Source organism: Stenotrophomonas acidaminiphila (genome assembly GCF_001431595.1).
In the GTDB taxonomy this organism is placed as follows: Bacteria; Pseudomonadota; Gammaproteobacteria; order Xanthomonadales; family Xanthomonadaceae; genus Stenotrophomonas; species Stenotrophomonas acidaminiphila.
Map to the genome: position 1 here is coordinate 119,717 of NZ_LDJO01000014.1, position 24,440 is coordinate 144,156.

Here is a 24,440-nt window from a genome sequence, read left to right on the forward strand (position 1 = left end):
AGAAGAGGAGCTTGGGCTCGTCTTTTTGCAGTATTAGCGTGGAATATTCCATTCCCGACTCCAGCAGGGTCGGGGTTCTTCGTTGAGGATGGCTGCAGACTTCGCCGCTTGTATCCAGACAGGCAGTGCGTCCACTTGAGCGAAATAGCCGTATTTCCCCGACTCTGAGAATGCTGTCTGGTTCCAGGTTGCCAGCAGGTTGCATTGTGACAGGGGTGGCGGAAGAAACCGGATGGAGCGGTAAATTTCATGAAGTGGGGTGATGCTGCCGATTCCTGCCAGGAGGATTATCGCCCACTTGGTCTTCGTCGGAGGACCTAGACTCTCATCGCCGAATGCCGATCGGGCCAGGGCCTGTGCAGTGGCATAGGTGAGGATTGCGAGGCTGGGAATGGATGCCCGCATCATGAAGTCGGAATGTATGCCGATCCTTATCAGTGGAGACAGCAGCAGCATGCCCGCAACGGTTGTTGTCAGTATTCTTCCGTTCGGTTCAGATTTATGGGTTAGCCATAGCAGTGCAACGAATGGCAGGACCTCCAGTGATTGGAAAAGCATATAGAGTGCGAAGGGGGGCATGGATATCGATATGCCCACGCTTTCCGGCGCAGTAAGCAGGTAGGCAAGAGCAACTGCCGATATGGATGAGCCGATGAGGCCGGCAATGACGTCCCGGCAGAGGGCATGTCTAGAAAAGGCGTGTCTGTAAAGGACGAGGCCGGCAAACGGGAGTAGCCCGAGCAGGGTGAGCGGTGACCAGAGGGCGGTCAGCGGTACAAACAGAATGAAGGCCTGTGACGATGCCTTGTCCTTGTGCCAGAGAAGGAAAAGCACGGCTCCAAGCCAGCCCGGTAGAGCATGATTCGGAACCCAGAATGCCAAGGTGATGTTGGACGAATACTGCAGCGGTGCGGCCCACCATTCCAGATGGGAGTAGGGAGTCTTCAACATCTCCGGGGAAGTGATGAGGGTTCCAAGCGCATCGAGACCACTGAACGCCACAAAGATCACGGCAGCAATAATGCGTTCGCGTGGCCGGAAGATTGTGGATGCAAGTGCGAGCGTGATGGAGAGGATCGACGTGTTCTGAATGAGAAGAGCTGCTTCCACCCAATTGAAGGGAAGGATATTCCCCATGGCGGCAGGGATCAGATACATCCCAATGGGGGCGCGAAGAATCCAGTTGATGCCGTGTTCCTGGTAGTGGAACGGCCACGGCATGGCGGCCAGATCCTTTAGCAGCGTTGCCCGAACCTGCCAGTCGATGTTCCTGTAGAAAAGTCCATCGCTGCCCTGTCCTCCGAGCAGCATGATCAGTAGGCTGATGACCACGCATCCAGCCAGAGTCGTTGCTGGAATGGTCTGGGTTTGTGGCGTGGTTGGCGCCTTACGGAAGATGAGGAGAGCGATCAGGGCTGTTGCCGCAAGGAGCGACAAAAGGGTGGCTGTTCCCGAAGGACTCAGGAAATGGAGCAACAGGAGATTTGATGCAGCGAAGATCGATACCGCCGTGTTCGTGAGTGCTGTGACGCTTATCTGCTTTTCGAGCATCGGCTTGGGCATGTGAGGGCAGGAGTGTCGGCGTGTAGTATGGCTGAAAGCATTTTCGTGGGGTGGGTCGTGGCAGGTGCGGGGGCGCAAGAGATGCGGTCGGGGGACTTTCAGGTGGGGAAGGTGGTTGCTGGCATGCAGGCAGTCGTGATCCTGCTCCTGCTTCATCGCTATCCGGGCATCGTCCATGACTCGATCCTCTACATGGGGCAGGCGATGGCGCACCGCTGGCCGGACCTTCTAGGCAATGACCTGTTCTTCATGTACGGCGGGCAAAGTCGTTATTCCGCGTTCCCCTGGTTGTTGGGAGTGCTGCTGCAATACATCGGCCTGCCGGCATTGTTCATGTGGGGGAGCCTGGTTGGCGTCCTGTTGTTCGCTGCAACCAGTTGGTACTGCCTGTCCAGGTTGCTTCCATCATCACAGCGCTATTGGGCATGGTTGGGTGTCCTGTGCCTTCCCGCAATGTATGGCGTGGTCAGCATCTTCAGCTACGGCGAGGCCTTCCTGACCTCGCGTCCGTTCGCGGAAGGATTGTGCCTTCTTGCCGTTGGTTGCCTGATGGCGAAGAGGTGGGTTCTTGCCGGCGTATGCATCGCTCTGGCCGGTGCCATGCATCCATTGCAGGCCATGGCGGCGATGCTTGTCATCTGGGTGTGGGCGATAGGCAGGGATCGGCGTTGGCTGCATGCGCTTTGGCTGGCGATTCCGATCGTGGCTCTGGCGGTGGCAGGAGTGCGCCCGTTCAATGGCCTTGTCCAGCAGGCAGACCCCCTGTGGCTGGACAGCATGCGGACGAGCCGACAGCTCTTCGTTACGTCATGGGGAATCAACGACATCAAATTCCTCGTGTTCGATGCCTTCATCTTGTTGCTTGCTTGGCATCGAGTGAAGGGCGATTTCGGGAGATGGTGCATTGCAAGCTTGATCGCACTGGTACTGGGCGTCGGCTCAAGCATGCTTCTGGTGGATGTCATGCATCTGGTTTTGCCCGCAGGGATGCAGCTATGGCGGGTGCATTGGCTGGCACACTGGTTCGGAGTCGCGGCTATTGCGGTCTTGCTGTGCCAGCATCTGCAGAGTGGCGAAAGATCACGTGCCGCACTGCTCTTTCTGGTGGCGCAACTGGCCTGGGGCGAAACGGACTGGGGATGGGCGGCGATGGCTGCGATCTATCTCGCGTGGCCTCAGGTGGTCATGGGGTCGCGAAAGCGGATTGAGCCCCTGCTCGGAGGACTGTTCGCGCTGGCGATAGTGCTGTTGTTCGTGAACCACGCCGCCAATGAATGGAAATGGTTCAGGCTTGCGGGGTTCCGACTGGACTATTACGCCATTGATCGTCGCCTGCTCGCGTTTCCCGCACTGGCCTTTGGCTTGCCATTGTTGGGCACGTATCTATGGCATCGCGCAGCAGCAGCTGGCCGCACCTTCCTTCTGGTGGGCATCCTGCTGCCGCTTTTGGTGCTTGGAGTAACGGTTTGGGATGCGCGCCCATCCTTGCTGCGTACCTTCGAGGATGCTGCAGGGCGTGAGGAAATTTTCGGCGTTGCTCTGCCCGAAAACGCGCAGATATATTGGGGGGGGGACTCGCCGGTAGGCAGCTGGCTGGTGCTCCATAGGCTCAGCTACTTCAGTACCAGCCAACTCGCCGGACAGGTGTTCAGTCGCGAAACCGCCGTCGATGGGCGACAGCGGGCTGAGCGGATGATGGCATTAGACCAGGCGGTGTCGCATTGCCTGGATCGCCGGACTCCTGAAAAGGAACGCAATTCATGCCATGCCAGCGACGACGTGCTGAGACAGGCCTGTGCGGTGAAACCGGTGCCCGGACCGGATTATCTCGTGCTTCCAATTCGACAACCACAGCAGGCGGCTGGCAGTTGGGCGATAACGAATCCCCGCACAGGTCAGCCTGCCCTTGTCTATTGGATCTATAGCTGTGCCGCCCTGATGGAAGAGTTGAAAAATCCATGATTATGAAGACGATGGATACAGAGAGGCCTGGCCGGTTCACCGTGATTGCAGGAGCATTGCTTGGATTGCTCGTGATGCTGCATCTGCGGCGTTATGCGGGAATCAATCACGATGCAGTGCTGTATCTGGGGCAGGGACTGCTGCAGCGCTGGCCTGAAATATTCATGCACGATCCTTTTTTTTCGCATGGAAGCCAGGAGAAATACAGCCTGTTTCCCAGGTTGGTCGGTTTCCTGTTTGGTTTTACAGATCCTCCTGTCGTGTTCCTCTGGGGTGTTCTTCTTTTCCTGCTTCTTTTTGCGGCTGCCTGCTGGTATTGCTTGAGCGCCGTTTTGCCCAGGGGGCAGCGTTATTGGGCATGGCTCGGAATCTTGTGCTTGCCCTCTTTGTATGGCGGCATGTCCGGCATGTTCGGATATAGCGAGCAGTTCTTCACGCCACGCTTGGTGGCGGAAGCGTTGTCATTGGCCGGCGTAGGGCTTCTTGCCCGCGATAGATGGCCGCTGGCCATTGGTTGCATGGCGCTGGCGGTATTGTTTCATCCCTTGCAGGGCATCGCAGCGGGAATCATCGTCTGGTCCTGGATGGTTATGCGTGACCGACGCTGGCTGCATGTGCTTTGGCTTGTGGTTCCCTTGCTAGTGTTGGCATGGGGAAAGGTGCAGCCATTTGATGGCTTGTTCCGAAAGATCGATGCGGAATGGTTGGGGAGCTTGCAGGCGTATACGCGACAGCTGTTCGTCTCCCTCTGGAGGCCTGTGGACTTCAACTTGCTTGGGTTCGATGTGCTGCTGCTGATCTACGCATGGCGGACGTTGCATGACAGCTTTGCAAGATGGTGCGCCGCTAGCCTGCTAGGTCTTGTGTTGGGGCTTGTGGCAAGCGTGTTGTTGGTGGATGTGATTCACCTGGTGCTGCCCGCAGGTCTGCAACTGTGGCGCGTCCATTGGTTGGCGCATTGGTTCGCCATGGCTTCCATAGGAGCGTTGGTATACCGAGACGCCATGGCACGCGAATGGTCGCGGATGGCACTGCTTGCCTTGATCATCTTGGCGGCGTGGAGCGGCATGTGGTGGGTATGGCTGCCGGGTATGGGTGTGTATATGGCCTGGCAATGGGCGATACGGCCAAGGAACACGAAGTTCGTGATGTTGCTGGGTGTTTTGTCCGCACTGGGGTGTTTTTTCTTTTTTTCCAATTTCTTCGCGATGGAATGGCTTCGCTTCCGTATGGCCCACTATCGTTTCGATCTGTACGCAATTGATCGACGATTATTGGCGTTCCCGATTGCAGGGTTGGTCCTGCTGCTTCCCTGGGCCTATGCGTGGGGACGGTTCTCGCGCGTCGTGCGGCTTGGTCTCCTGATCCTGCTCCTATGCCCTTTGCTGATCATCGGCGGCATTCGTTGGGATTCGCGATCGGTGATCAACCTGGCCTACGAGAATGCTGCTTTCACTAGCGGCGTGTTTGGCGTTGATCTTGCGCCTGACGCCCAGGTCTATTGGGATGCCGATTCACTGACGGGGCCGTGGTTGGTGCTGCAACGGGCAAGTTACTTCAGTCCAGGTCAGCTGGCTGGCGGTGTTTTTCACCGGGATACCATCGTTGAGGGAAACGAACGGGTAAACCGCATGCGCCCACTGATCCAGGAAAGCATGTGGTGCAGTGACCGTTCATTGCCGTTGGAGGAGCGCGAGAGCTGCCATATCAGCGACGACACAATGAATACGGCATGTGCGTTTGGGCCGGGTAGACGGCCTGATTACCTCGTACTCCAGTACAAGCAACCCCAGCCTGAAGCGGGCCGATGGGAGATCATTGACCCTGTGACTGGCGAATCAGCGGTTACTTTCCGTCTCTACCGTTGTGCCGATATCGTGAAGGAATGACGGAATGAAGTGTGGAATGAATCCATGTTGAGGGTGATGGTCTGCGGCGGCGCCGGCTACATCGGCAGCCACATGGCGCGCCTGCTGGCCGGGCAGGGCCATGAGGTGGTGGTGCTGGACGATCTGTCCACCGGGCATGCGCAGGCGGTGCAGTGGGGGCGGCTGGTGGAGGCGGACGTGCTGCACCCGCCGTCGCTGGAAGCGGCGTTCGCGGGGCAGGGCTTCGATGCCGTGTTCCATTTCTGCGCGCGTTCGCTGGTCGCCGAGTCGGTGGCCCGGCCGTACGACTACTACGCGAGCAATGTCGTGGGCACGCTCAACCTGCTCGAGGCGATGCGCCGGCACGAGGTGCGGCGGCTGGTGTTTTCCTCGAGCGCGTCGGTGTTCGGGCAGCCGGCCACCGGCATGGTCGACGAGGACCATCCCACCCAGCCGATCAATCCGTACGGCGCCAGCAAGCTGATGGTCGAGCGCATCCTGTCCGATGCGGCGGCGGCCTACGGGCTGGATTCGGTGGCGCTGCGCTATTTCAACGCGGCCGGCGCGACGGCCGATGCGCGCATCGGCGAGTCGCACGCCTGCGAGACCCACCTGATTCCCAACGTGCTGCGTTCGGTGCTGGGCGACGGGCCCGCGCTGAAGGTCTTCGGCGGCGACTATCCCACGCCCGACGGCACCTGCATCCGCGACTATGTGCACGTCGAGGATCTGGCGCAGGCGCACCTGCTGGCGCTGGATTACCTGGGCGCTCATCCCGGCGCCCATGCGTTCAATCTCGGCAACGGGCGCGGTTTTTCCGTGTGCGAGGTCATCGCCGCCGCGTCTGCCGTCACCGGTCGCGCCGTGCCCTGGGAGATGGCGCCGCGCCGTGCCGGCGATCCGGCGGTGCTGGTCGCGTCAAGCCGGCGGGCCAGGGCGGAACTGGGCTGGTCGCCGGCCTGGACCTCTCTGGAGGCCATCATCGAGAGCGCCTGGCGCTGGCATCGCGCGCAGCCCTGGTGAGCCGGCGTTCGCAGGCGTCCGTCAGTAGGTGACGACCCGCAGCGGTTGCAGGCTGCCGGCGTCGAGCACCATGCGTCCGGCGCCGTGCCGGGCCACGATCGGCAAGCTGCGGAACGGCGTGCCCGCCGGGGTGGCGGCAGGCTGGCCGTCGGCGGTGCTGGGCGCAGCGTTGAAGGCCAGCCGCGGCACGACCTGGGCATAGGGCACGTACCACGCCGGGTTCCGCTCCTGGTCCATGCCGGTATCGAGGAAGGCGGCAAGCGCGGAGGCATAGTCGGTGCGCGCGGTTCCCGGCCGCAGGCCGACCAGCAGCGGTGCGCCGTGTGGCAGCCGCGACCACGCCGGGGCGCTGGCCCGCGCCAGGTCGGACGGCTCCACTTCGTTGGCCAGGACCACGGCCAGGCGCATTTCGCTGGCGACCACGAACACCGGCCGGGTCTGCCACAACAGGTGCAGGCCGAAGCCGAGGAAGACCAGCTGCAGCACGCAGACGACGGCCAGGTCCAGGCGCAGGCTCTTCTTGCCGGGCCTGAAGACCACCAGGGTCAGCAGCGGCCCGGCGATCAGCTGCGCACCCAGCAGCCCGCCCAGCAACGGCAGCACGCCGGTGATGCGGTACAGGCCCCACGGGTGCCATAGCGGCAGGACGATGGCGGCGATCGCGGCGACCAGCACCAGGCTGGCCAGGGCATGCAGGGCGGCGGCTTTCCGGCAGGTCATGGAGAGTGGGGGCAGAGGAGGAGAAGGCGCCATGTTCAATGGCGTGGTTCTGGACGGGCGTGCTGGCTGGCATCCGCTGCTGCGGCATCCGGCCCTATGCCTGGGAGATCAGCATATCGATCGCGTCGATCAGCGTGTTGGCGTGCGCCGACAACGAGTGCACGGGTCTGCCCAGTTTGCTGACCGGCACCGACACCATCTCAAGTGGGTGCAATACGCATGGTTTGTGCTCGATCACGAAGATCGGGTTCAGGGTGGGGTGGTGGATGTCCGGGAGCGTCGTGCGCAGTACAAGCGGAACCACCATTCTTCGGTGATATCCACCCAACGAGGGTGATTGCACATCCACCACGTAGGGAATCGCCGGGTTCCTGCCGGGATTCCTGAAGACGTCGTACTGGGCCATCAGAGCGTGGAGAACTCGTCGGCGATGGAGCCGTGGCGGCTGTTGAAGTCGTTCCAGACATCCGTCGATTTCTTCAGGCGCTCACGGTCGTTGCGCAGTTCAAGCGTCTTCTGTTCGACAAAACTTGCCAGCATGGCTTCAACCTCGGCAGACAGGTTCGTGGTCAGGTTGCGGGCCTGGGCGACCAGATCCTGATTCAGGGACAGATTGACCGGGCGCTTGGGCGCGGTGGTGTCGTAGAACGTAAGCATGGAATGTCCTCTGGCTGCATGCGCATTATATGCGCATGACGGTGGCGCACAACGCACTGCGCCATTTCCTGGGGCGTTCGCCATCCCGCTTACGCCCGTACAATCGCCGGATGTCGTCCATGCCGGGGAACACCATGAATACAGCCGTCACCGCCAACCTCGTAGGCATCACCGGGATCGCACGCCGCCTGGTGCAGGACGGGGCAATGGACGAGGCGGCGGCGCGCAACGCGATGGCGCAGGCGGGAACGGCCAAGGTGCCGCTGGCGCAGTGGCTGGCCTATAAGAAGCTGGTCAACGCCGCGCAGCTGGCGGCGGCCAACGCCGTCGAGTTCGGCATGCCGCTGCTGGATACCTCGGTGTTCGATGCCGGCCAGAACGCGATGAAGCTGGTCAGCGAGGAACTGCTGCGCAAGCACAACGTGCTGCCGCTGTTCAAACGTGGCGGCAAGCTGTTCATCGGCACCAGCAATCCGACCCAGTCGCTGGACGAGATCAAGTTCCACACCAACCTGGTGGTCGAGCCGATCCTGGTGGACGAGGACCAGATCCGGCGCACGCTGGACCAGTGGGTGGCGAGCAACGAGAGCCTGGCCGGCGGCCTGGGCGACGACGAAGAGGGCATGGGCGACCTGGAGGTCGCCGCCGGCGACGAGGACATGAGCGGCGGCGGCGATGCCGGTATCGACGCCAAGGGCGACGACACGCCGGTGGTGAAGTTCGTCAACAAGGTGCTGGTGGACGCCATCCGCCGCGGCGCCTCGGACATCCACTTCGAGCCCTACGAGGACGACTATCGGGTGCGCTTCCGCATCGACGGCCTGCTCAAGACCGTGGCCAGGGCGCCGGTGAAGCTGCGCGAGCGCATCGCCGCGCGCCTGAAGGTGATGTCGCAGCTGGATATCGCCGAGAAGCGGGTGCCGCAGGACGGCCGCATCAAGCTCAACCTGTCCAAGACCAAGCAGATCGACTTCCGCGTGAGCACGCTGCCCACGCTGTTCGGCGAGAAGATCGTGCTGCGCATCCTCGACGGCAGCGCGGCCAAGCTCGGCATCGACAAGCTCGGCTACGAGCCCGAGCAGCAGCGGCTGTTCCTGGAAGCCATCCACAAGCCCTACGGCATGGTGCTGGTGACCGGCCCCACCGGCTCGGGCAAGACGGTGTCGCTGTATACCGCGCTGGGCATCCTCAACGACGAGACCCGCAACATCTCCACTGCCGAGGACCCGGTGGAAATCCGCCTGCCCGGCGTGAACCAGGTGCAGCAGAACAACAAGCGCGGCATGACCTTCGCCGCGGCGCTGCGCTCGTTCCTGCGCCAGGACCCGGACGTGATCATGGTCGGCGAAATCCGCGACCTGGAGACGGCCGAGATCGCCATCAAGGCGGCGCAGACCGGCCACATGGTGCTGTCCACGCTGCATACCAACGACGCACCGCAGACCATCGCGCGCCTGATGAACATGGGCATCGCCCCGTACAACATCACCTCCTCGGTCACCCTGGTCATCGCCCAGCGCCTGGCGCGGCGGTTGTGCGGCCAGTGCAAGCGCCGCGCCGAGCTGCCGGCCAACGCGCTGCTGGCCGAAGGCTTCACCCAGGCGCAGATCGACAAGGGCATCCAGCTCTACGAACCGGTCGGCTGCGAGGAGTGCACCGAAGGCTACAAGGGGCGTACCGGCATCTACCAGGTGATGCCCATGACCGACGAGATCGCCACGATCGTGCTGCAGGGCGGCAACGCGCTGGACATCGCCGAGGCCGCGCAGAAGATCGGCGTCAACGACCTGCGCCAGTCGGCCCTGCTCAAGGCCGCGCAGGGCATCACCAGCCTGACCGAGATCAACCGCGTCACCAAGGACTGAGTCGCCGCCGCACCGTACGCCTGTTGCGGCAGGCGTACTGATAGTGCGTGTAAGCGCCGGCGCGGCGCGCTTGCCCATCTTCCGGCACGCCGGCGGGCGACGGCTGCGTCGCGGAACGCCGCCGGTGCCTCGCTCAAGCGCGGCCTGCGAAGGCCGATACACCACCAGAGGGGCAGGCAGAGGCAGTTCGACCGCCAGGCATGATTGCGCTAGGCTGGCGTGGCACGTGTCGGTCCAGTACAGCCGGGTCTGGGGGAAAGGGGCATGAGCGGTAGCGCATGGTCGGGCGACGACAGGATGTTCGAGTTCCGCCAGGAACTGGCCGACGGCGGCCAGCCGCCGGACAGCACGCCTTTCACCGTGTTGAGCGTCGATGACGATCCGGGTTTCCAGCAGTCGCTGCGCATGGCGCTGTCCGATTTCCGCTTCAACGAAAGCCCGCTGCGGCTGCTGACCGCATCCTCGTCCGGCGAAGCCCGCCAGGTGCTGGAGGACAACCCCGGCATTTCCGCGATCCTGCTGGACGTGGTGATGGAAACCGACGACGCCGGCCTGCAGCTGGTGCGCGCGGTGCGCGAGCAACTGGGCAATACCGAAGTACGCATCGTGCTGATCACCGGGCAACCCGGCATGGCGCCGCTGCGCAAGACGCTGCAGCAGCTGGACATCAGCGAATACTGGCTCAAGACCGATCTCTACCGCGAGCGGCTGCAGGGCATCGTCACCGGTTCGCTGCGCACCTGGAGCGAGATCCATGCGCTGGCGCGGGCCAAGCGCGGGCTGCAGCACATCGTGCAGGCCGGCAGCCGCCTGGCCGGGCTGCGCGACCCGGACGGTTTCTCGCGGCAGCTGCTGCGCGAGCTGGCCGCGCTGCTGGAAGTCCCGCTCGACGGCATGGTGTGCGTGCACGACGGCTCGGCCGACACGCCCGCCGAGGACGCCGTGGTGACCGCGGCCGATGGCTGCTTCGAGGCGCAGGAAGGCCGCACCGTGCAGGACATCGCCGACCCGATGGTCCGCGACCTGCTGGTGGACGCGTTCTCCCGCCGTTCCAGCATCGGCATGCCGTCCAGCCAGGTGCTGTACCTCGACGGCGACGGCACGGTACCGCCGATGGCGGTCTACCTGGCGACCGAGCGTTCGCTCGATGCCGAGGAACACGAGCTGCTGCAGGTGTTCGTCACCCATGCCAACGCCGGCCTGGTCAACGTCGACCTGGCGGCGCGGCTGGACCGGGTCGCCTACCGCGACAGCCTGCTGGACATCCCCAACGGCAATGCACTGCGCCGCGACCTGCGGCAGGTGCTGGAGCAGCCGCGGCCCTGCGGGCAGAGCCTGCTGGTGGTCGACCTGGGGCAGTACACCGACGGCAGCCTCGCCCTGGGCCCGGAGCAGGGCGACCTGCTGCTGCAGCGCATGGCCGAACGGCTGGCGCAGATGTACCCGCCGCCGTGCCGCATCGCGCGCCTGCACGAGGGCACGTTCGCCGTGCTCGGGCCGTCGCGGTGGCTGGCCGCCGATCCGGTCGACGCGCTGGAGCAGAGCGAGGATGCCGGCGAACTGCCCTTCCTGCGCGTCGACGCGGCCCGCGTGGACCTGGACGAATACCGCGGCGGCGCCGGCGGCGCGCTGGCGGCCGGCCTGCTGCTGGTGAACCGGATACGCGCCAGCGGCGGCCATGGCGTGGCCGAGTACCAGATCGAGAGCGAGCAGGAGAACCTGCGCCGTTTCCTGGAATCGCGCGCGCTGTACCGCGCGCTGCGCGAGGACCGCATCGGCATCGTGCTGCAGGCGCAGGTCGACCTGGAAAGCGGCGCCATCGTCGGTGCCGAGGCGCTGGCGCGCTGGAGCGAGGATGGGCGGCCGATGTCGCCGGCCAGCTTCATCCCGGTCGCCGAGGCCAGCGGCCTGATCGTGCCGCTGGGCGGACGCGTGATCGAACTGGTCTGCGACGCGTTGCGTGCGATGGAACGGGCCGGCTTCCCGGACGTCCCGGTCTCGGTCAACGTATCGCCGCTGCAGCTGCGCCGCCGCGAGTTCATCGAGGAACTGGCCGCGACGGTGGCGCGGCATGGCATCGAGCCGCGGCGGATGGAGATCGAGATCACCGAAGGCGCGGTGATGAGCGACTACCAGGACGGCCGCGAACTGCTGGCGCGCCTGCGGCGGCTGGGGTTCGGCATCGCCGTGGACGACTTCGGGACCGGCTATTCGTCGCTGCGCTATGTGCATTCGCTGCCGGTGACCCGGCTGAAGCTGGACCGCCAGTTCACCGCCGGCGTCGGCATCGGCGACGAGGTGGGCGGGGCGAACGTGGCGGACATGATCATCGCGCTGGGCCGCCGGCTCGGCCTGGACATCGTGGCCGAGGGCGTGGAAACCGCGGCCCAGGTCGAATGGCTGCGGCGCCACGAATGCCCCTGCGCGCAGGGTTACCTGTTCGCGCGCCCCGAGCCCGTGGAGGACTTCATCGCGCGTCTGCGCGGGCAGGGCTGAGCGCATTCGCCGCCTGTGGCAGGCCCCGCGGCTGCGCTGGCAGGAGGCCTGGGCGGCGCTGCGCGCGCATCCGTGGCGGGTGACGCTGATCGCCGCGCCCTGGCTGCTGGGCCTGCTGACCGCGCTGCCGGTGCTCTGGTACGAAATGGACCGCGCCGTGCGCCTGCCCGAACGCCAGGCCGCGCACGACGTGGTGGACAACGCGGCGCAGTCGATGCTGCGCCGGCTGGGGCGGTTGCGCGACGACACCCGGTTCCTCGCCTTCCTGACCCCGCGCCTGCTGGAGACCGGTTCGCAGGCGCAGCTGCTGGAGACCTACACCAGCTTCCTGATGGCCGGGCGCGACTACCACAAGGTGCGCTGGATGGATGCCGCCGGGCAGGAGCGCCTGCGCGTGGACCAGGATGCGGGCAGCATCCACCGCGTGCCCGGCCGCGCGCTGCAGGACAAGCGCGGCCGGCCGTTCTTCGAGAATGCGCTGCACCTGCAGCCGGGCCAGATCCATCTCTCGCCGCTGGACCTCAACGTCGAGAACGGGCGCATCGAACAGCCGCTGCGGCCGACCCTGCGCGCCTCCTCGCCGTTCATGCTGGCCGACGGCAGTACCGGTGTGGCCGTGGTCAACCTGCACGGCAATGTGCTGCTGGAGCGCCTGCGCGAACGCGCGGCGCAGTCGGGTTTCAGCCTGTACCTGGTCCATCCGCAGGGCTACTGGCTGCTGGGGCCTACGCCCGGCGATGCCTGGGGATGGCAGCTGGACCGCACAGACCACACCGTGGCCAATTTCGATCCGCCGCTGTGGGCGGCGATGCAGCGCCGGCCCTCGGGCGATTGGCACGACTGGAGTTTCTCCACCCTGCAGGCGGCATGGCGCGGCACCGAAGGCGATCTGCTGGCCCACGCCGATCCGACGCTGGGACAACTGCGGCTGCTGGTGCACCGTTCGCGGCCGCCGGCTGCGCGCTGGAAGGCCGTGCTCGGCGGCCTGGCGCTGCTGGGCGGCGTGCTGGTGCTGTGGGTGGTGCTGGGGCAGGCGCGCGGCTTGGCACGCGAACTGGCCTACATGCAGCGCCTGCGCGACAGCAACGAGGCACTGGCGCTGGCCAACGAACACCTGCAGGCGGCGCAGCAGGAACTGGCCCGGGCCGAGCGCCTGTCCTCCCTGGGGCTGATGGTGGCCGGCGTCGCGCACGAGATGAACACGCCGCTGGCCAGCGCGCAGCTGGCGCTGGGCACGCTGCGCGACGGCATCGCGCGGTTGCAGGTACAGGTGCAGGCGGGGCTGCGCCGCTCCGAGCTGGATGGCTTCCTGGCCGAGGCGGGCGGGGCCTGCACGCTGGCCGACGGCGAACTGCGGCGTACCGCGGCGCTGGTGCAGCGCTTCAAGCAGGTGGCGGTGGACCGGGCTTCGCTGGAACGCCGCCGTTTCGAACTGGCCGAGGTGCTGCTCGACGCCGATCCGCGCCTGCGCCGCGGCGGACCGGTGGACGGCATCGCGCTCGAACTGGACCTGGAACCGGGCATCGCCATGGAGACCTACCCGGGGCCGCTGGAGCAGGTGGTGGCCAACCTGCTCAACAACGCCCTGCTGCACGCGTTTCCCGGCGGCGGCGAGGGGCGGATCCGCCTGTCGGCGCGCCGCGACGGCGATGCGGGCGTGCGCATCGAGGTGGCCGACGATGGCGGCGGCATCGCGCCGGAGCACCTGCCGCGCATCTTCGAGCCGTTCTACACGACGGCGCGCAACCGCGGCGGCACCGGTCTGGGCCTGCACATCGTCCACCAGATCGTGACCGAGGTGCTGGGCGGAAGGATCGAGGTGCGCAGCCGCCGCGTGGGCGATCCGGGCAACGGCCCGGTGGGTACTTGTTTCACGTTGCACATTCCGCGCCAGGCTCCCGAGCGGCCCGAGACCCAGCCGCCGGAGGTGTCGTAGGGGTATTTCCTTCTCCCTGCGGGAGAAGGTACCCGAAGGGCGGATGAGGGCCGGGCGACGCCTTGCGTTGCCCGGCTGCATGAGGCTTCGCCTTACCCTCGCCCCAACCCCTCTCCCGAAGGGAGAGGGGCTCGTTGGGCTCCGCGCTTCCCTTCTCCCTGTGGGAGAAGGTGCCTGAAGGGCGGATGAGGGTCGGGCGAAGCCTTGCGATGCCCGGACGCATGAGGCTTCGCTCCTGCCCTCACCCCAACAGGGGGAGGGGCTTCTGATTCGTCGTATCCCCTCGGTCCGGGGGATCGGCGCGTCAGTCCATCCCCAGCTTCTTGAGCTTGTAGCGCAGCGCGCGGAAGGTGATGCCGAGCTGCGCCGCGGTGCGGGTCCGGTTCCAGCGGTTCTCTTCCAGCGCCTTCTGGATGGCCGCGCGCTCCATCTGCTCGATGTAGGAGGGCAGGGCGGCGTTGCCCGGTTCGATGTCCACCACCGCTTCCTCGCTGGCCGCGGAGGCATCGGTGCGCGGCGTCGGCAGCCGCAGGTCGCTGGCGCCGATGCTGTCGCCGTCGGCCAGGGCGAGCGCGCGTTCCAGTACGTTCTCCAGCTCGCGCACGTTGCCGGGGAAGGCGTAGCCGGCCAGGGCGTCCAGCGCCGAGGGCGACAGCAGCGGCGGCACGCGCAGTTCGATCACGTTGATGCGGTAGTACAGGTCGTGGCGGAAGCGGCCGTCCTGCACCAGCGTCGACAGGTCCTTGTGGGTAGCCGACAGGATGCGCACGTCCACCGGCACCTCGGTGGCGGCGCCGACCGGGCGCACCGATTTTTCCTGGATGGCGCGCAGCAGCTTGACCTGCATCTGCAGCGGCAGCTCGGCGACCTCGTCCAGGAACAGCGTGCCGCCGTGCGCGGCCTGGAACAGGCCCGGCTTGTCGGCGTGGGCGCCGGTGAAGCTGCCCTTCTTGTGGCCGAAGAACTCGCTTTCCATCAGCTCGCCGGGAATGGCGCCGCAGTTGACCGGGATGAACGGCCCGGCCGCGCGCGCGCCCTGGTCGTGGATGGTGCGCGCGACCAGTTCCTTGCCCACGCCCGATTCGCCGACGATGTAGACCGGCGCCTGGCTGCGCGCGACCTTGGCGATGGTGGCGCGCAGGTCGGCCATCGCCTGCGAGTCGCCGAGCAGGCGCGAGGCGCTTTCCGGCGGCGCGGGCGGCGCGGCGCGTTCGCTGTTGTTGAGTTCCAGCGCGTGCTTGACCATGCCGCGCAGCACGGCGATGTCCACCGGCTTGCTGACGAAATCGAAGGCGCCGGCCTTCAGCGCTTCCACCGCCAGGTCCATGCTGCCGAACGCGGTGATCATCGCCACCGGCGTGCGCGGGTGGTCGCGCGCGATCTCGGTGACCAGCTCGATGCCGTTGCCGTCGGGCAGGCGCATGTCGGTCAGGCACAGGTCGAAGCTGTTGCTGGCCAGCAGTTCGCGGGCCTCGGCCAGGTTGGCGGCGGTGCTGATGCGCAGCCCCATCCGGCCCAGGGTGAGCACCAGAAGCTCGCGGATGTCCCGTTCGTCGTCGACGACCAGTGCGCTATGCGTCACGTTCATGCCGAAAACGATAGCCGAGTACGCCGCCGGACGTCACCTTCCGCCCTTCGCGCACGGCGGATCAGGCGGCGAAGGCGCCGTGCGGCGCCGCCATGACGATGCGGAAGCAGGCCCCGCGCGTGGGCACGGCGATGTAGTCCAGCTGCGCCTGGTTGGCCCGGCACAGCTCGCGGGCGATGTACAGGCCCAGGCCGGTGCCGTGTTCGGACGTGGTGTAGAACGGCCGGAACAGCTGCGCGGCGACGGCTTCGGGGATGCCGGGGCCACGGTCGATCACGTCGATCACCGCATGGCGCCCGGCCGGCGCGACGCGGATGCGCACCCGCGCCGGCTCCTCGCCCATGCGCCCGTACTTGAGCGCGTTGTGCACCAGCGCGGTCAATACCTGGTGCAGGTGGCGCGGGTCCATCAGCGCCGGCACCGAGGATTCGCGGATGATGGATTCCACGTCGTCGGTTTCGGTGGACAGGGTCTGCCGGTACTCCAGCACGAAGCGGCGCACGAAGCTGGCCAGGTCCAGGTTTTCCGGGCTGGCGCGTTCGCGGCGGGCCAGCGCCAGCACGCTCTCGACGATGCCGTTGGTGCGCTGGCATTGCTGGTGGATGATCTGCAGAAGGCGGCGGTCGGCATCGCCCAGGTCGCTGGATTCCTCCAGCAGCTGCGTGGCGTAGTTGATCGCGGCCAGCGGGTTGCGGATCTCGTGGGCCAGGCTGGCCGAGAACCGGCCCAGGGTGGACAGGGTCAGCGATTCGGCGCGGCGCGAGACCACGCTGGTGTCGTCCAGGAACACCAGGGTCTGGTCGCTGCCGGCAAGCATGCGCACGAAGCGCGGCAGTACCTCGGGCAGGTCGCCGGCCAGGCGCAGCGGCAGCTCTTCCTCGTTCATGCCGTTGCGCCAGCGCTGCAGGCGCCGCGCCAGTTCGGGCGCGATCTGCGCCAGCCGCGCCTCGCCGCCGGCCAGTCCGTCGCCGGCTTCGCCCAGCAGCGCGGCCGCGGCCTCGTTGGCCAGCGCGATCCGGCCGCCGCCGTCGACCGCCAGCACGCCGGTGCGCATGCGGCGGATGATCAGTTCGTTGATCTCGAACAGGTTGGCGACCTCGGCGCCGCGCCGTTCGGCCAGTTGCTGGTTGCGGCGGGCGCGGTTGCCGATCTGGTAGCTGATCCAGGCCAGGGCGAGGTAGCTGGTGATGAACATCGCCAGCTCTGCGAGGGTGCGCGTGCTGTCCCCGCCCTCGAGCTCGCGCCAGGCGAACTCGGCCACGGTGGCCAGGCTGGCCACCACCGCCACCAGCATGCCGCGCGAGAGCGGCAGCAGCATGGCCGCGGCGGAAATGTTGAACAGCAGCGTCATCGAGATGCCGGCGCTGGCGCCGGGCAGCGCGTGGGTGAGCAGGGTGGCGGCGAGGATGTCGGCCACCGCGCCCCAGAACACCAGCGGCTGCAGCCAGCGCTCGTTGCGGCCCCACACCAGCAGGCCCAGCGCGATCGGCAGGTAGCCGACGGACACGGCGCGCGCCAGTAGCGGATGGTGGGCTTCGCTCATCAGCCCGCTCAACGGACTGAACACCAGCGCCGCGATCAGGCTGGCGATCAGCACCCGGTACAGCGCGAAGAAGTACAGCTCGCGCCGCGGTATCGATTCGATGCGGTCGATCAGCGAGGAACGGGGAGGCAAGCGCGGGCTCCGGCGGCGGGCGGCAGGAGGGAGTATAGGTGCCGGCGGGAGCCGCCGCGGGTTGCCGGCGGTCCCTGCGCTGCGGCCGGCAAGTGGCTGAAATGGCGCGCGATTCCGTCCTTCCCGTGGTTCCGGGCAGGCCTTCGCTGTGTTCCCGGCATCCGGGGTGGAAACCCTGCGGGCCATCGGCAAGCGATGCCAAAGACCGCCGCTGGCGGTTTTTTTGCGCCGCAGGCCGCGGTCGGCGACAATGGTGGGCCCGCCCGCCCTGCAGGAAAGCCATCCGATGGCCCTGTGGACTCGTGGCGGTTGTTCCCATTCCCACGGTGACACATGAATTTCCACGAGTACCAGTCAAAACAGTTGCTTGCCGAGTACGGCATTCCCGTTCCGGCCGGCAAGGTCGCGGCTACCCCGGACGAGGCGGTTGCCGTCGCCCAGTCCCTGGGCCAGGGCCCCTGGATGGTCAAGGCGCAGATCCACGCAGGCGGCCGCGGCAAGGCTGGCGGCGTCAAGTTCTGCAAGACCGTCGAAGACGTGAAGGCCGCTGCCGCCAAGATGCTTGGCACCAAGATGGCCACCTACCAGACTGCCGGCGTCGAACTGCCGATCAACCTGGTGCTGGTGACCACCGCCGGTGAGATCGTCAAGGAACTGTACCTGTCGGTCCTGGTGGATCGTGGCACCCGCACCATCAGCTTCATCGCCTCCTCCGAAGGCGGCATGGAGATCGAACAGGTCGCCGCCGAGACCCTGGACAAGATCCACACCCTCAACGTGGACTTCGTCGAGGGCGTGCAGGGTTACCACGGCCGCGACATCGGCTTCAAGATGGGCCTGACCGCCAAGCAGGCCGGCCAGTTCGCCAACATCATGGTGAACCTGTACCGCATCTTCAACGAGAAGGATCTGGCGCTGGTCGAGATCAACCCGCTGGCGATCCTGGACGACGGCAACCTGTACGCGCTGGACGGCAAGTTCAACAGCGACGACAACGCCAGCTTCCGCCACAAGGACCTGGTTGCCATGCGCGACAAGTCCCAGGAAGACGAGACCGAAGTCACCGCTTCGGAGCTGGACATCAACTACGTCACCATGGACGGCAACATCGGCTGCATGGTCAACGGCGCCGGCCTGGCGATGGCCACCATGGACGTCATCAAGCTCAACGGCGGCGAGCCGGCGAACTTCCTGGACGTGGGCGGCGGCGCCAACAAGCAGCGCGTGATCGAGGCGTTCAAGCTGATCCTGTCCTCGGACAAGGTCGAAGGCATCTTCGTCAACATCTTCGGCGGCATCGTCCGCTGCGACATGATCGCCGAGGGCATCATCGCCGCGGTCAAGGAAGTGGGCGTCAAGGTCCCGGTCGTGGTGCGCCTGGAAGGCACCAACGTGGAAGAAGGCAAGCAGCTGCTGCGCGACAGCGGCATGGCCATCATCCCGGCCGACAACATCAACGACGGCGCCAAGAAGGTCGTTGAAGCGGTCAAGAACGCCGCCGCCTGATCATTCCCTGTTTCGGGGCACCGGGCTGCGCTTCTCCAGCCCCCTTGAGTCAAGGGGGCGACATCGCCGCGAAGCGGCGATGTGGGGGATATGGAGGCATGCCTGAGTGATGTTTCGCATGGCGGAGCATCACGTGGTTCCGAAGCCGATAAACAGCAAGAGATTCAGAGGACTCAAACGAATGTCCGTTTTGATCAACAAGAACACCAAGGTGATCGTGCAGGGCTTCACCGGCCAGCAGGGCACCTTCCACGCCACCCAGATGATCGAGTACGGCACCCAGGTCGTCGGCGGCGTCACCCCGGGCAAGGGCGGCACCACCCACATCGACCTGCCGGTGTTCAACACCGTGGCCGATGCCGTGGCCAGCACCGGCGCCGACGCGTCGGTGATCTACGTGCCGCCGCCGTTCGCGGCCGACGCGATCCTGGAAGCGGCCGCTGCCGGCATCAAGGTCATCGTCTGCATCACCGAGGGCATCCCGGTGCTGGACATGCTGCGCGTGGACAACGTGCTGAAGAGCTCGCATCCGGATACCGTGCTGATCGGGCCGAACTGCCCCGGCGTGATCACCCCGGGCGAGTGCAAGATCGGCATCATGCCGGGCCACATCCACAAGCCGGGCAAGATCGGCATCGTGTCGCGTTCGGGCACGCTGACCTATGAAGCCGTGAAGCAGACCACCGAAGTCGGCCTGGGCCAGTCCACCTGCATCGGCATCGGCGGCGACCCGATCAACGGCCTGAACTTCGTCGACTGCCTGAAGCTGTTCAACGAAGACCCGCAGACCGAAGGCATCATCATGGTCGGCGAGATCGGCGGCGACGCCGAGGAAGCCGGTGCGGAGTACATCAAGGCCCACGTGAAGAAGCCGGTCGTCGGCTTCATCGCCGGTGCTTCGGCTCCGGCCGGCAAGCGCATGGGCCACGCCGGTGCGATCGCCTCGGGCGGCAAGGGCACCGCCGAAGGCAAGTTCGCCGCGATGGAAGCCGCTGGCGTCGTCACCGTGCGTTCGCCGGGCGACCTGGGCGCGGCCATCGCCAAGCTGGTCAAGTAAGACCTGCCGCGACGCGCAACGAAAAGGCCGCCTCCGGGCGGCCTTTTCGTTTGTGCGCTACCGCTGCTCCTGTTTTTGTAGGAGCGACTTCAGTCGCGATGAAGCTTTCCCGGTGAAGCCCCTCGCGACTGAAGTCGCTCCTACGGGGGGGCCGCGGCTCAGCGCAGCGACTTGATCGTCAGGTCCAGCGCATCCTTGCCGCCTTCGCGCTGCAGCAGGCGCACCGGCACCGGCAGGCCCGGCGCGATCCAGGCGATCTGCTCCTTGTCGCCATCCACGCGCGAGACCTTGGTCGCTTCCACGGCCTTGCCGTCGATGGTCATGTTTTCCTTGCCGACGACGCGGTAGGACAGCGTCTTGACCCGGCCGCCATCCACCATGCGGTAGTTGAGCGGCTTGCCGGCGGCGACGTCGCGGGCGATGGCCAGGTTGATCAGCAGGCCATCCATGTCGCCGTTCTGCAGCTGCACGGGTCCGCGACGGTCGGGCTTCACATCGCCGCTCCAGGTGGCCTGGTTGCTGCCCCAGTCGTAGCGCGCCTCGACCGTGCGGCGCTTGAACGGGATCACCGAGGCATCGTGGCTGCTCAGCGGGCGCAGGCGGCCGTTCTGCTCGTCGAACAGGGTGCTCTGGCTGAGTTCGGCCAGCTGGTTCTTCACCTGCAGCGTATAGCGCCACTTGCCGCCGCTGTCCGCGGCCAGGGTCATCATGCCGTTGGCCTGCAGGCCCATGTAGCTGGCCTGGTAGTTGGCGGTGAAGGGCTGCACCGCGAACGCGGGCACGCTGGCCAGGGCGGCCAGGGCGGCGACAGCCAGCGGAAGGGGACGCAGGAAGGGTTTCATGCTCAGGCTCCTTGGTACTCGGTCAGGCGCAGGTCGATGGCATCCTCGCCGTCTTCCCGTTGCAGGATGCGCACCGGGGTCGGCACGCCGTTGGCGATCCACAGGATGGTTTCGTCGTTGCCGCCATTGGTGCGGTAGACGCGCAGCGCGTCGTAGCTGAGGTCGCCGACCTGCACGGTCTCGGTGCCGGCGGCGGCCTGGTATTCGTACTGGCGCACCCGGCCCACGTCCACGTAGCGGTAGCGCAGCGGCTGGCCGGGGCGGGCGTCGCGCATCAGCGACAGGTTGAGCAGCAGCGCGCTCTGGTCGCCATGCTGCAACGGGATCGGGTGCTGGCGCTCCTTCTTCAGGTCGCCCTGCCACTGCGCGGTGCCGTCCTGCCAGTTGTAGGTGCCGGTGACCTTCTTGCCGAGGAACAGCGCCTTCTTCACCGTGCTCTGGCTCAGCGGCACGTACACCGCGCCCTCGTTGTCGAAGACCGTGCTCTGCTCCAGGTTCAGACCGAGCACGCCGGCGAACCCGCGGCGGCCGCGCACGGCCAAGTCCACGCGCCAGCGGCTGCCTTCGTTGTGGACCACGCGCATGGTCGCATCGCCCGCCTCCTTGCCCTTGTAGAAGGCCTGGTAGGTGGCGACGAACGGCTCCAGCGCCGGCGGATCCCATTCGGCCTGTGGCAGCGCCATGGCGCCGGCCTGCGGGGCGTCCTGGGCCACGACCGGCAGCGCGGTCAGCAGGCCCGCCAGCAGCAGCGGTTTGAGGAAAGCGGTCGTCATGCTCGGATCGGGGCGGGTGGGATGTGGATCATGCCAGCCTGCGCATCAGCGGCATGTGCGGATCAGGACGTCAGCGTTCCGGCGGAATCTAGGCGCAGCGGACTAAACAGGGACTGACCATCGAGCAGGACCCTGCCATCCTGTTCAGTTATGCGTCCTTCGACCAGCAGGCGCACGGCCGCCAGCAGCAGCGGGTGTTCGACCGCCAACACCCGCGCGGCCAGCGCCTCGGCGTCGTCGCCGGGCAGCACCGGGACCCGCGCCTGGGCGATCACCGCGCCGGCGTCCAGTTCCGGCACGACGAAATGCACGCTTGCCCCGTGCTCGGCGTCGCCGGCCTCGAGGGCGCGGGCATGGGTGTGCAGGCCCTTGTGCAGCGGCAGCAGCGACGGGTGGATGTTGACCAGGCGGCCGGCGAAGCGCTGCACGAAGCCGGCGCCGAGGATGCGCATGTAGCCGGCGCAGACGATCCAGTCCGGCGCGCAGGCGGCCACCGCATCGCCGAGTGCGGCGTCGAAGGCCTCGCGGTTGTCGAAGTCCCTGGGTGGCCGCGCCCAGCGCTGCGCCGGGGCGACCTTGTCCAGCGCCGCGGCGCCGGGTTTGTCGGAGAACACCCTGGCGATGCGCGCGTGCAGCTGCCCGGCGGCGATGCCGTCCAGCAGGCATTGCAGGTTGCTGCCGCGCCCGGAGGCGAGCACGGCGATGCGCGCCGGCGCGTTCATCGCGGCGCCCGCCTGGCCAGCGGCCATGCCAGCAGGCTGCCGACGGTGGCCAGCAGCATGTCGGCGTGCGCGTCCCAGACATCGCCCTGCTGGCCGTTGTAGGCCTCGGCCGCTTCCGGCGACAGGGCCAGGGCGATGCCCCATTCCAGCCATTCGTAGACCAGGCTGGAACACATGACCGCCATCGCCGCCAGCACGAACGCCTGCCCGCCGCGCAGCGCCGGCCAGGCATGGCGCGCCAGCTGCGCCAGCGCGGGCGTGAAGCAGAGGCCATAGAGGAGATGGATCAACCGGTCGAAATGGTTGCGCTGCCAGCCGAAGGCCGCGCCCGGCGACCAGCCGGTCAGGGCCTGCAGCCATGCGTCGTACGGCACGTTGGAATACAGCCAGCGCGCGCCGACGCAGTGCAGGGCGATGAAGCCGCAGACCGCGGTGAAGGCGCCGCTGCCCAGCGGCCAGCGCCGGTCCACCCACCACAGCGCCGCCAGCCCGACCACGGTCAGCGAACTGTGCAGCGCCTGTTCCAGCGGCCACAGCGGTTTGATCCAGGTGAGCAGGAACAGGGCCAGCACGCCGGCGAACGCGGCCTTCTTGGCGGGGCTCATGCGGCGTGGTCCGAACATGGGGTGAAGGCCGGTGGCGTGCCGTTCAAGCGAAGGCCGCCTTGACCGAAGGCCGCACCAGTACGATCAGGGTGAATACGCCGAGCACCGTGCCGATGGGCATCATCATGCAGGAGATGGCGGCCACCACCAGGCACAGCAGATGGCGCCGGCGCTGCGCCAGGCAGCGGCCGGCATAGGCCATGAAGCCGGCCAGGATCAGGCCGCAGGCGATGAAGACCCCGGCGAAGGCGACGAAGAACCAGCCGAACAGCTGCGGACCGAAGGTTTCCATCCCCGAGGCGCCCGGATCCATCGGCAGCTTGCCGCTGACCATGGCCAGCCCCATCACCAGGTGCAGCACGGGGAACAACGAGAACAGCCCGGTGATCGCCGCCACCACGTAGTGGAAAATCGACAGGAGACGCAGCTGGCTGGCGTCGTCCTCGCCCAGCGCGGGTGGCGGAACGGGGGCGTTCAGCGCATCCATGAGTGGCACCTTGCGGCCGGAAGGGGTCAGCCGATGCGCACGCGCTCGGCGCCGCTGGCGGCGACCACTTCGCCGATACGCCAGTGCGCCAGCTGCAGCGCGTCCAGCGAGGCGCCGATGGCGGCGGCCTGGTCGGCCGGCACCAGCAGCACGAAGCCGATGCCGCAGTTGAAGGTGCGCCACATCTCGCTGTCGGCGACGTTGCCCTCGCGCTGCAGCCACTGGAACACCGGCGGCAGCGTCCAGCTGCCGGCGTCGATGTCCAGGCCCAGGCCGTCGGGCACGACGCGGATGATGTTCTCGGTCAGGCCGCCGCCGGTGACGTGGGCCATGCCGTGGATGGCGGCGCCGTGCTGCTTGAGCAGCGACAGGATCGGCTTGACGTACAGGCGGGTCGGCGCCATCAGCGCGTCCACCAGCTTCACGCCGTCTTCCAGCACCAGCTCGCCCGGCTGGCCGGCGCGGTCGTAGATGCGGCGCACCAGCGAGTAGCCGTTGGAATGCGGGCCGGAGGAGGCGATGCCGATCAGCACGTCGCCCTGCCGCACGGCCGCGCCGTCCTTCAGTTCGCTCTTCTCCACCGCCGCCACGGTGAAGCCGGCCAGGTCGTACTCGCCGGGCGCGTACATGTCGGGCATCTCGGCGGTCTCGCCGCCGATCAGCGCGCAGCCGGCCTCGGTGCAGCCGTTGGCGATGCCGCCGACCACCGCCGCGGCGGTGTTGATGTCCAGCTTGCCGGTGGCGAAGTAATCCAGGAAGAACAGCGGCTCGGCGCCCTGCACCAGCACGTCGTTCACGCACATGGCGACCAGGTCGATGCCGATAGTGTCGTGGCGGCCGAGCTGCTGGGCCAGCTTGAGCTTGGTGCCGACACCGTCGGTGCCCGACACCAGCACCGGCTCGCGGTACTTGCCCGACAGGTCGAACAGCGCGCCGAAGCCGCCCAGCCCGCCCATCACCTCGGGGCGGAAGCTGCGCTTGACCAGCGGCTTGATGCGTTCGACCAGTTCGTTGCCCGCGTCGATGTCCACGCCGGCGTCACGGTAGGTCAGGGGAGAGTTGGCGGAAGTCGGGGAACTGGTCACGGGCGGCTGC

20 protein-coding genes are annotated in these 24,440 nt (G+C 66.5%); 8 read left to right on the forward strand and 12 right to left on the reverse strand.

Annotated elements, in window-relative coordinates; genetic code table 11:
* Positions 1-33: 33 nt before the first annotated feature.
* A complete protein-coding gene (locus ABB33_RS04010; protein WP_211260859.1) occupies positions 34-1,563 on the reverse strand; it encodes a hypothetical protein in 1,530 nt (509 codons plus the stop codon).
* A gap of 27 nt (positions 1,564-1,590) precedes the next feature.
* Between ABB33_RS04010 and ABB33_RS04015 the strand changes: the two genes are divergently transcribed.
* The 3 genes from ABB33_RS04015 to galE are packed head-to-tail and all read left to right on the forward strand — an operon-like array spanning position 1,591 to position 6,416.
* The gene (locus ABB33_RS04015) at positions 1,591-3,525 is read left to right on the forward strand and encodes a hypothetical protein (protein WP_056931234.1); all 1,935 of its coding nucleotides are present in this window, start codon (positions 1,591-1,593) and stop codon (positions 3,523-3,525) included.
* Positions 3,522-5,414: a hypothetical protein gene (locus ABB33_RS04020; RefSeq protein ID WP_152984953.1), complete on the forward strand. Its 1,893-nt coding sequence runs from the start codon at positions 3,522-3,524 to the stop codon at positions 5,412-5,414. Before ABB33_RS04015 ends, ABB33_RS04020 begins: the two co-directional genes overlap by 4 nt.
* A gap of 24 nt (positions 5,415-5,438) precedes the next feature.
* Positions 5,439-6,416, forward strand: coding sequence for a UDP-glucose 4-epimerase GalE (gene galE / locus ABB33_RS04025; RefSeq protein WP_056931236.1), 978 nt, complete (start codon positions 5,439-5,441; stop codon positions 6,414-6,416).
* A gap of 21 nt (positions 6,417-6,437) precedes the next feature.
* Here the strand turns inward: galE and ABB33_RS04030 are convergent, their stop codons facing one another.
* The 3 genes from ABB33_RS04030 to ABB33_RS04040 form a co-directional block, all read right to left on the reverse strand.
* Positions 6,438-7,136: a hypothetical protein gene (locus tag ABB33_RS04030; protein ID WP_056931237.1), complete on the reverse strand. Its 699-nt coding sequence runs from the start codon at positions 7,134-7,136 to the stop codon at positions 6,438-6,440.
* A 94-nt stretch (positions 7,137-7,230) separates the two neighbouring features.
* Positions 7,231-7,542, reverse strand: a complete 312-nt coding sequence (locus ABB33_RS04035) for a CcdB family protein (protein ID WP_056931238.1) — start codon at positions 7,540-7,542, stop codon at positions 7,231-7,233.
* Positions 7,542-7,793: a type II toxin-antitoxin system CcdA family antitoxin gene (locus ABB33_RS04040; RefSeq protein ID WP_056931239.1), complete on the reverse strand. Its 252-nt coding sequence runs from the start codon at positions 7,791-7,793 to the stop codon at positions 7,542-7,544. The genes ABB33_RS04035 and ABB33_RS04040 overlap by 1 nt, the downstream gene beginning before the upstream one ends.
* A gap of 134 nt (positions 7,794-7,927) precedes the next feature.
* Here ABB33_RS04040 and pilB point away from each other — a divergent pair, with 134 nt between their 5' ends.
* The 3 genes from pilB (at position 7,928) to ABB33_RS04055 (ending at position 14,090) form a co-directional block, all read left to right on the forward strand.
* Complete coding sequence (pilB, locus tag ABB33_RS04045) at positions 7,928-9,658, forward strand: type IV-A pilus assembly ATPase PilB (protein ID WP_056931341.1); 1,731 nt, start codon at positions 7,928-7,930, stop codon at positions 9,656-9,658.
* Between the two features lie 264 nt (positions 9,659-9,922).
* Complete coding sequence (locus ABB33_RS04050; protein WP_082594979.1) at positions 9,923-12,154, forward strand: two-component system response regulator; 2,232 nt, start codon at positions 9,923-9,925, stop codon at positions 12,152-12,154.
* A gap of 79 nt (positions 12,155-12,233) precedes the next feature.
* Complete coding sequence (locus ABB33_RS04055) at positions 12,234-14,090, forward strand: sensor histidine kinase (RefSeq protein WP_056931241.1); 1,857 nt, start codon at positions 12,234-12,236, stop codon at positions 14,088-14,090.
* Between the two features lie 304 nt (positions 14,091-14,394).
* Here the strand turns inward: ABB33_RS04055 and ABB33_RS04060 are convergent, their stop codons facing one another.
* The gene (locus tag ABB33_RS04060; protein WP_056931242.1) at positions 14,395-15,678 is read right to left on the reverse strand and encodes a sigma-54-dependent transcriptional regulator; all 1,284 of its coding nucleotides are present in this window, start codon (positions 15,676-15,678) and stop codon (positions 14,395-14,397) included.
* Between the two features lie 61 nt (positions 15,679-15,739).
* On the reverse strand, positions 15,740-17,353 hold the full coding sequence (locus ABB33_RS04065) for a sensor histidine kinase (RefSeq protein ID WP_056931243.1): 1,614 nt from the start codon (positions 17,351-17,353) through the stop codon (positions 15,740-15,742).
* A gap of 333 nt (positions 17,354-17,686) precedes the next feature.
* Between ABB33_RS04065 and sucC the strand changes: the two genes are divergently transcribed.
* Positions 17,687-18,859 (forward strand): ADP-forming succinate--CoA ligase subunit beta, encoded by a 1,173-nt coding sequence (sucC, locus tag ABB33_RS04070; RefSeq protein WP_056931244.1) that lies wholly within the window; start codon positions 17,687-17,689, stop codon positions 18,857-18,859.
* A gap of 181 nt (positions 18,860-19,040) precedes the next feature.
* Positions 19,041-19,916, forward strand: coding sequence for a succinate--CoA ligase subunit alpha (gene sucD, locus ABB33_RS04075; protein ID WP_056931245.1), 876 nt, complete (start codon positions 19,041-19,043; stop codon positions 19,914-19,916).
* A 158-nt stretch (positions 19,917-20,074) separates the two neighbouring features.
* On the opposite strand, the gene ABB33_RS04080 is transcribed toward sucD, so the two are convergent.
* From ABB33_RS04080 to purM, 6 genes are all read right to left on the reverse strand, one after another.
* Entirely contained in the window at positions 20,075-20,758 is a 684-nt protein-coding gene (locus ABB33_RS04080; protein ID WP_056931246.1) for a DUF3108 domain-containing protein, read from the reverse strand.
* Between the two features lie 2 nt (positions 20,759-20,760).
* Positions 20,761-21,441 (reverse strand): DUF3108 domain-containing protein, encoded by a 681-nt coding sequence (locus ABB33_RS04085; protein ID WP_248842446.1) that lies wholly within the window; start codon positions 21,439-21,441, stop codon positions 20,761-20,763.
* Between the two features lie 152 nt (positions 21,442-21,593).
* A complete protein-coding gene (gene purN, locus ABB33_RS04090; RefSeq protein WP_056931343.1) occupies positions 21,594-22,253 on the reverse strand; it encodes a phosphoribosylglycinamide formyltransferase in 660 nt (219 codons plus the stop codon).
* A complete protein-coding gene (locus ABB33_RS04095; protein WP_056931247.1) occupies positions 22,250-22,858 on the reverse strand; it encodes a DUF2238 domain-containing protein in 609 nt (202 codons plus the stop codon). Before ABB33_RS04095 ends, purN begins: the two co-directional genes overlap by 4 nt.
* 43 nt (positions 22,859-22,901) lie before the next feature.
* Positions 22,902-23,345 (reverse strand): hypothetical protein, encoded by a 444-nt coding sequence (locus ABB33_RS04100; protein ID WP_056931248.1) that lies wholly within the window; start codon positions 23,343-23,345, stop codon positions 22,902-22,904.
* A gap of 26 nt (positions 23,346-23,371) precedes the next feature.
* Positions 23,372-24,430 carry a phosphoribosylformylglycinamidine cyclo-ligase gene (gene purM, locus ABB33_RS04105; RefSeq protein ID WP_056931249.1) on the reverse strand — a complete coding sequence of 353 codons (1,059 nt, stop codon included), beginning with the start codon at positions 24,428-24,430 and terminating at the stop codon, positions 23,372-23,374.
* Positions 24,431-24,440: the final 10 nt, after the last annotated feature.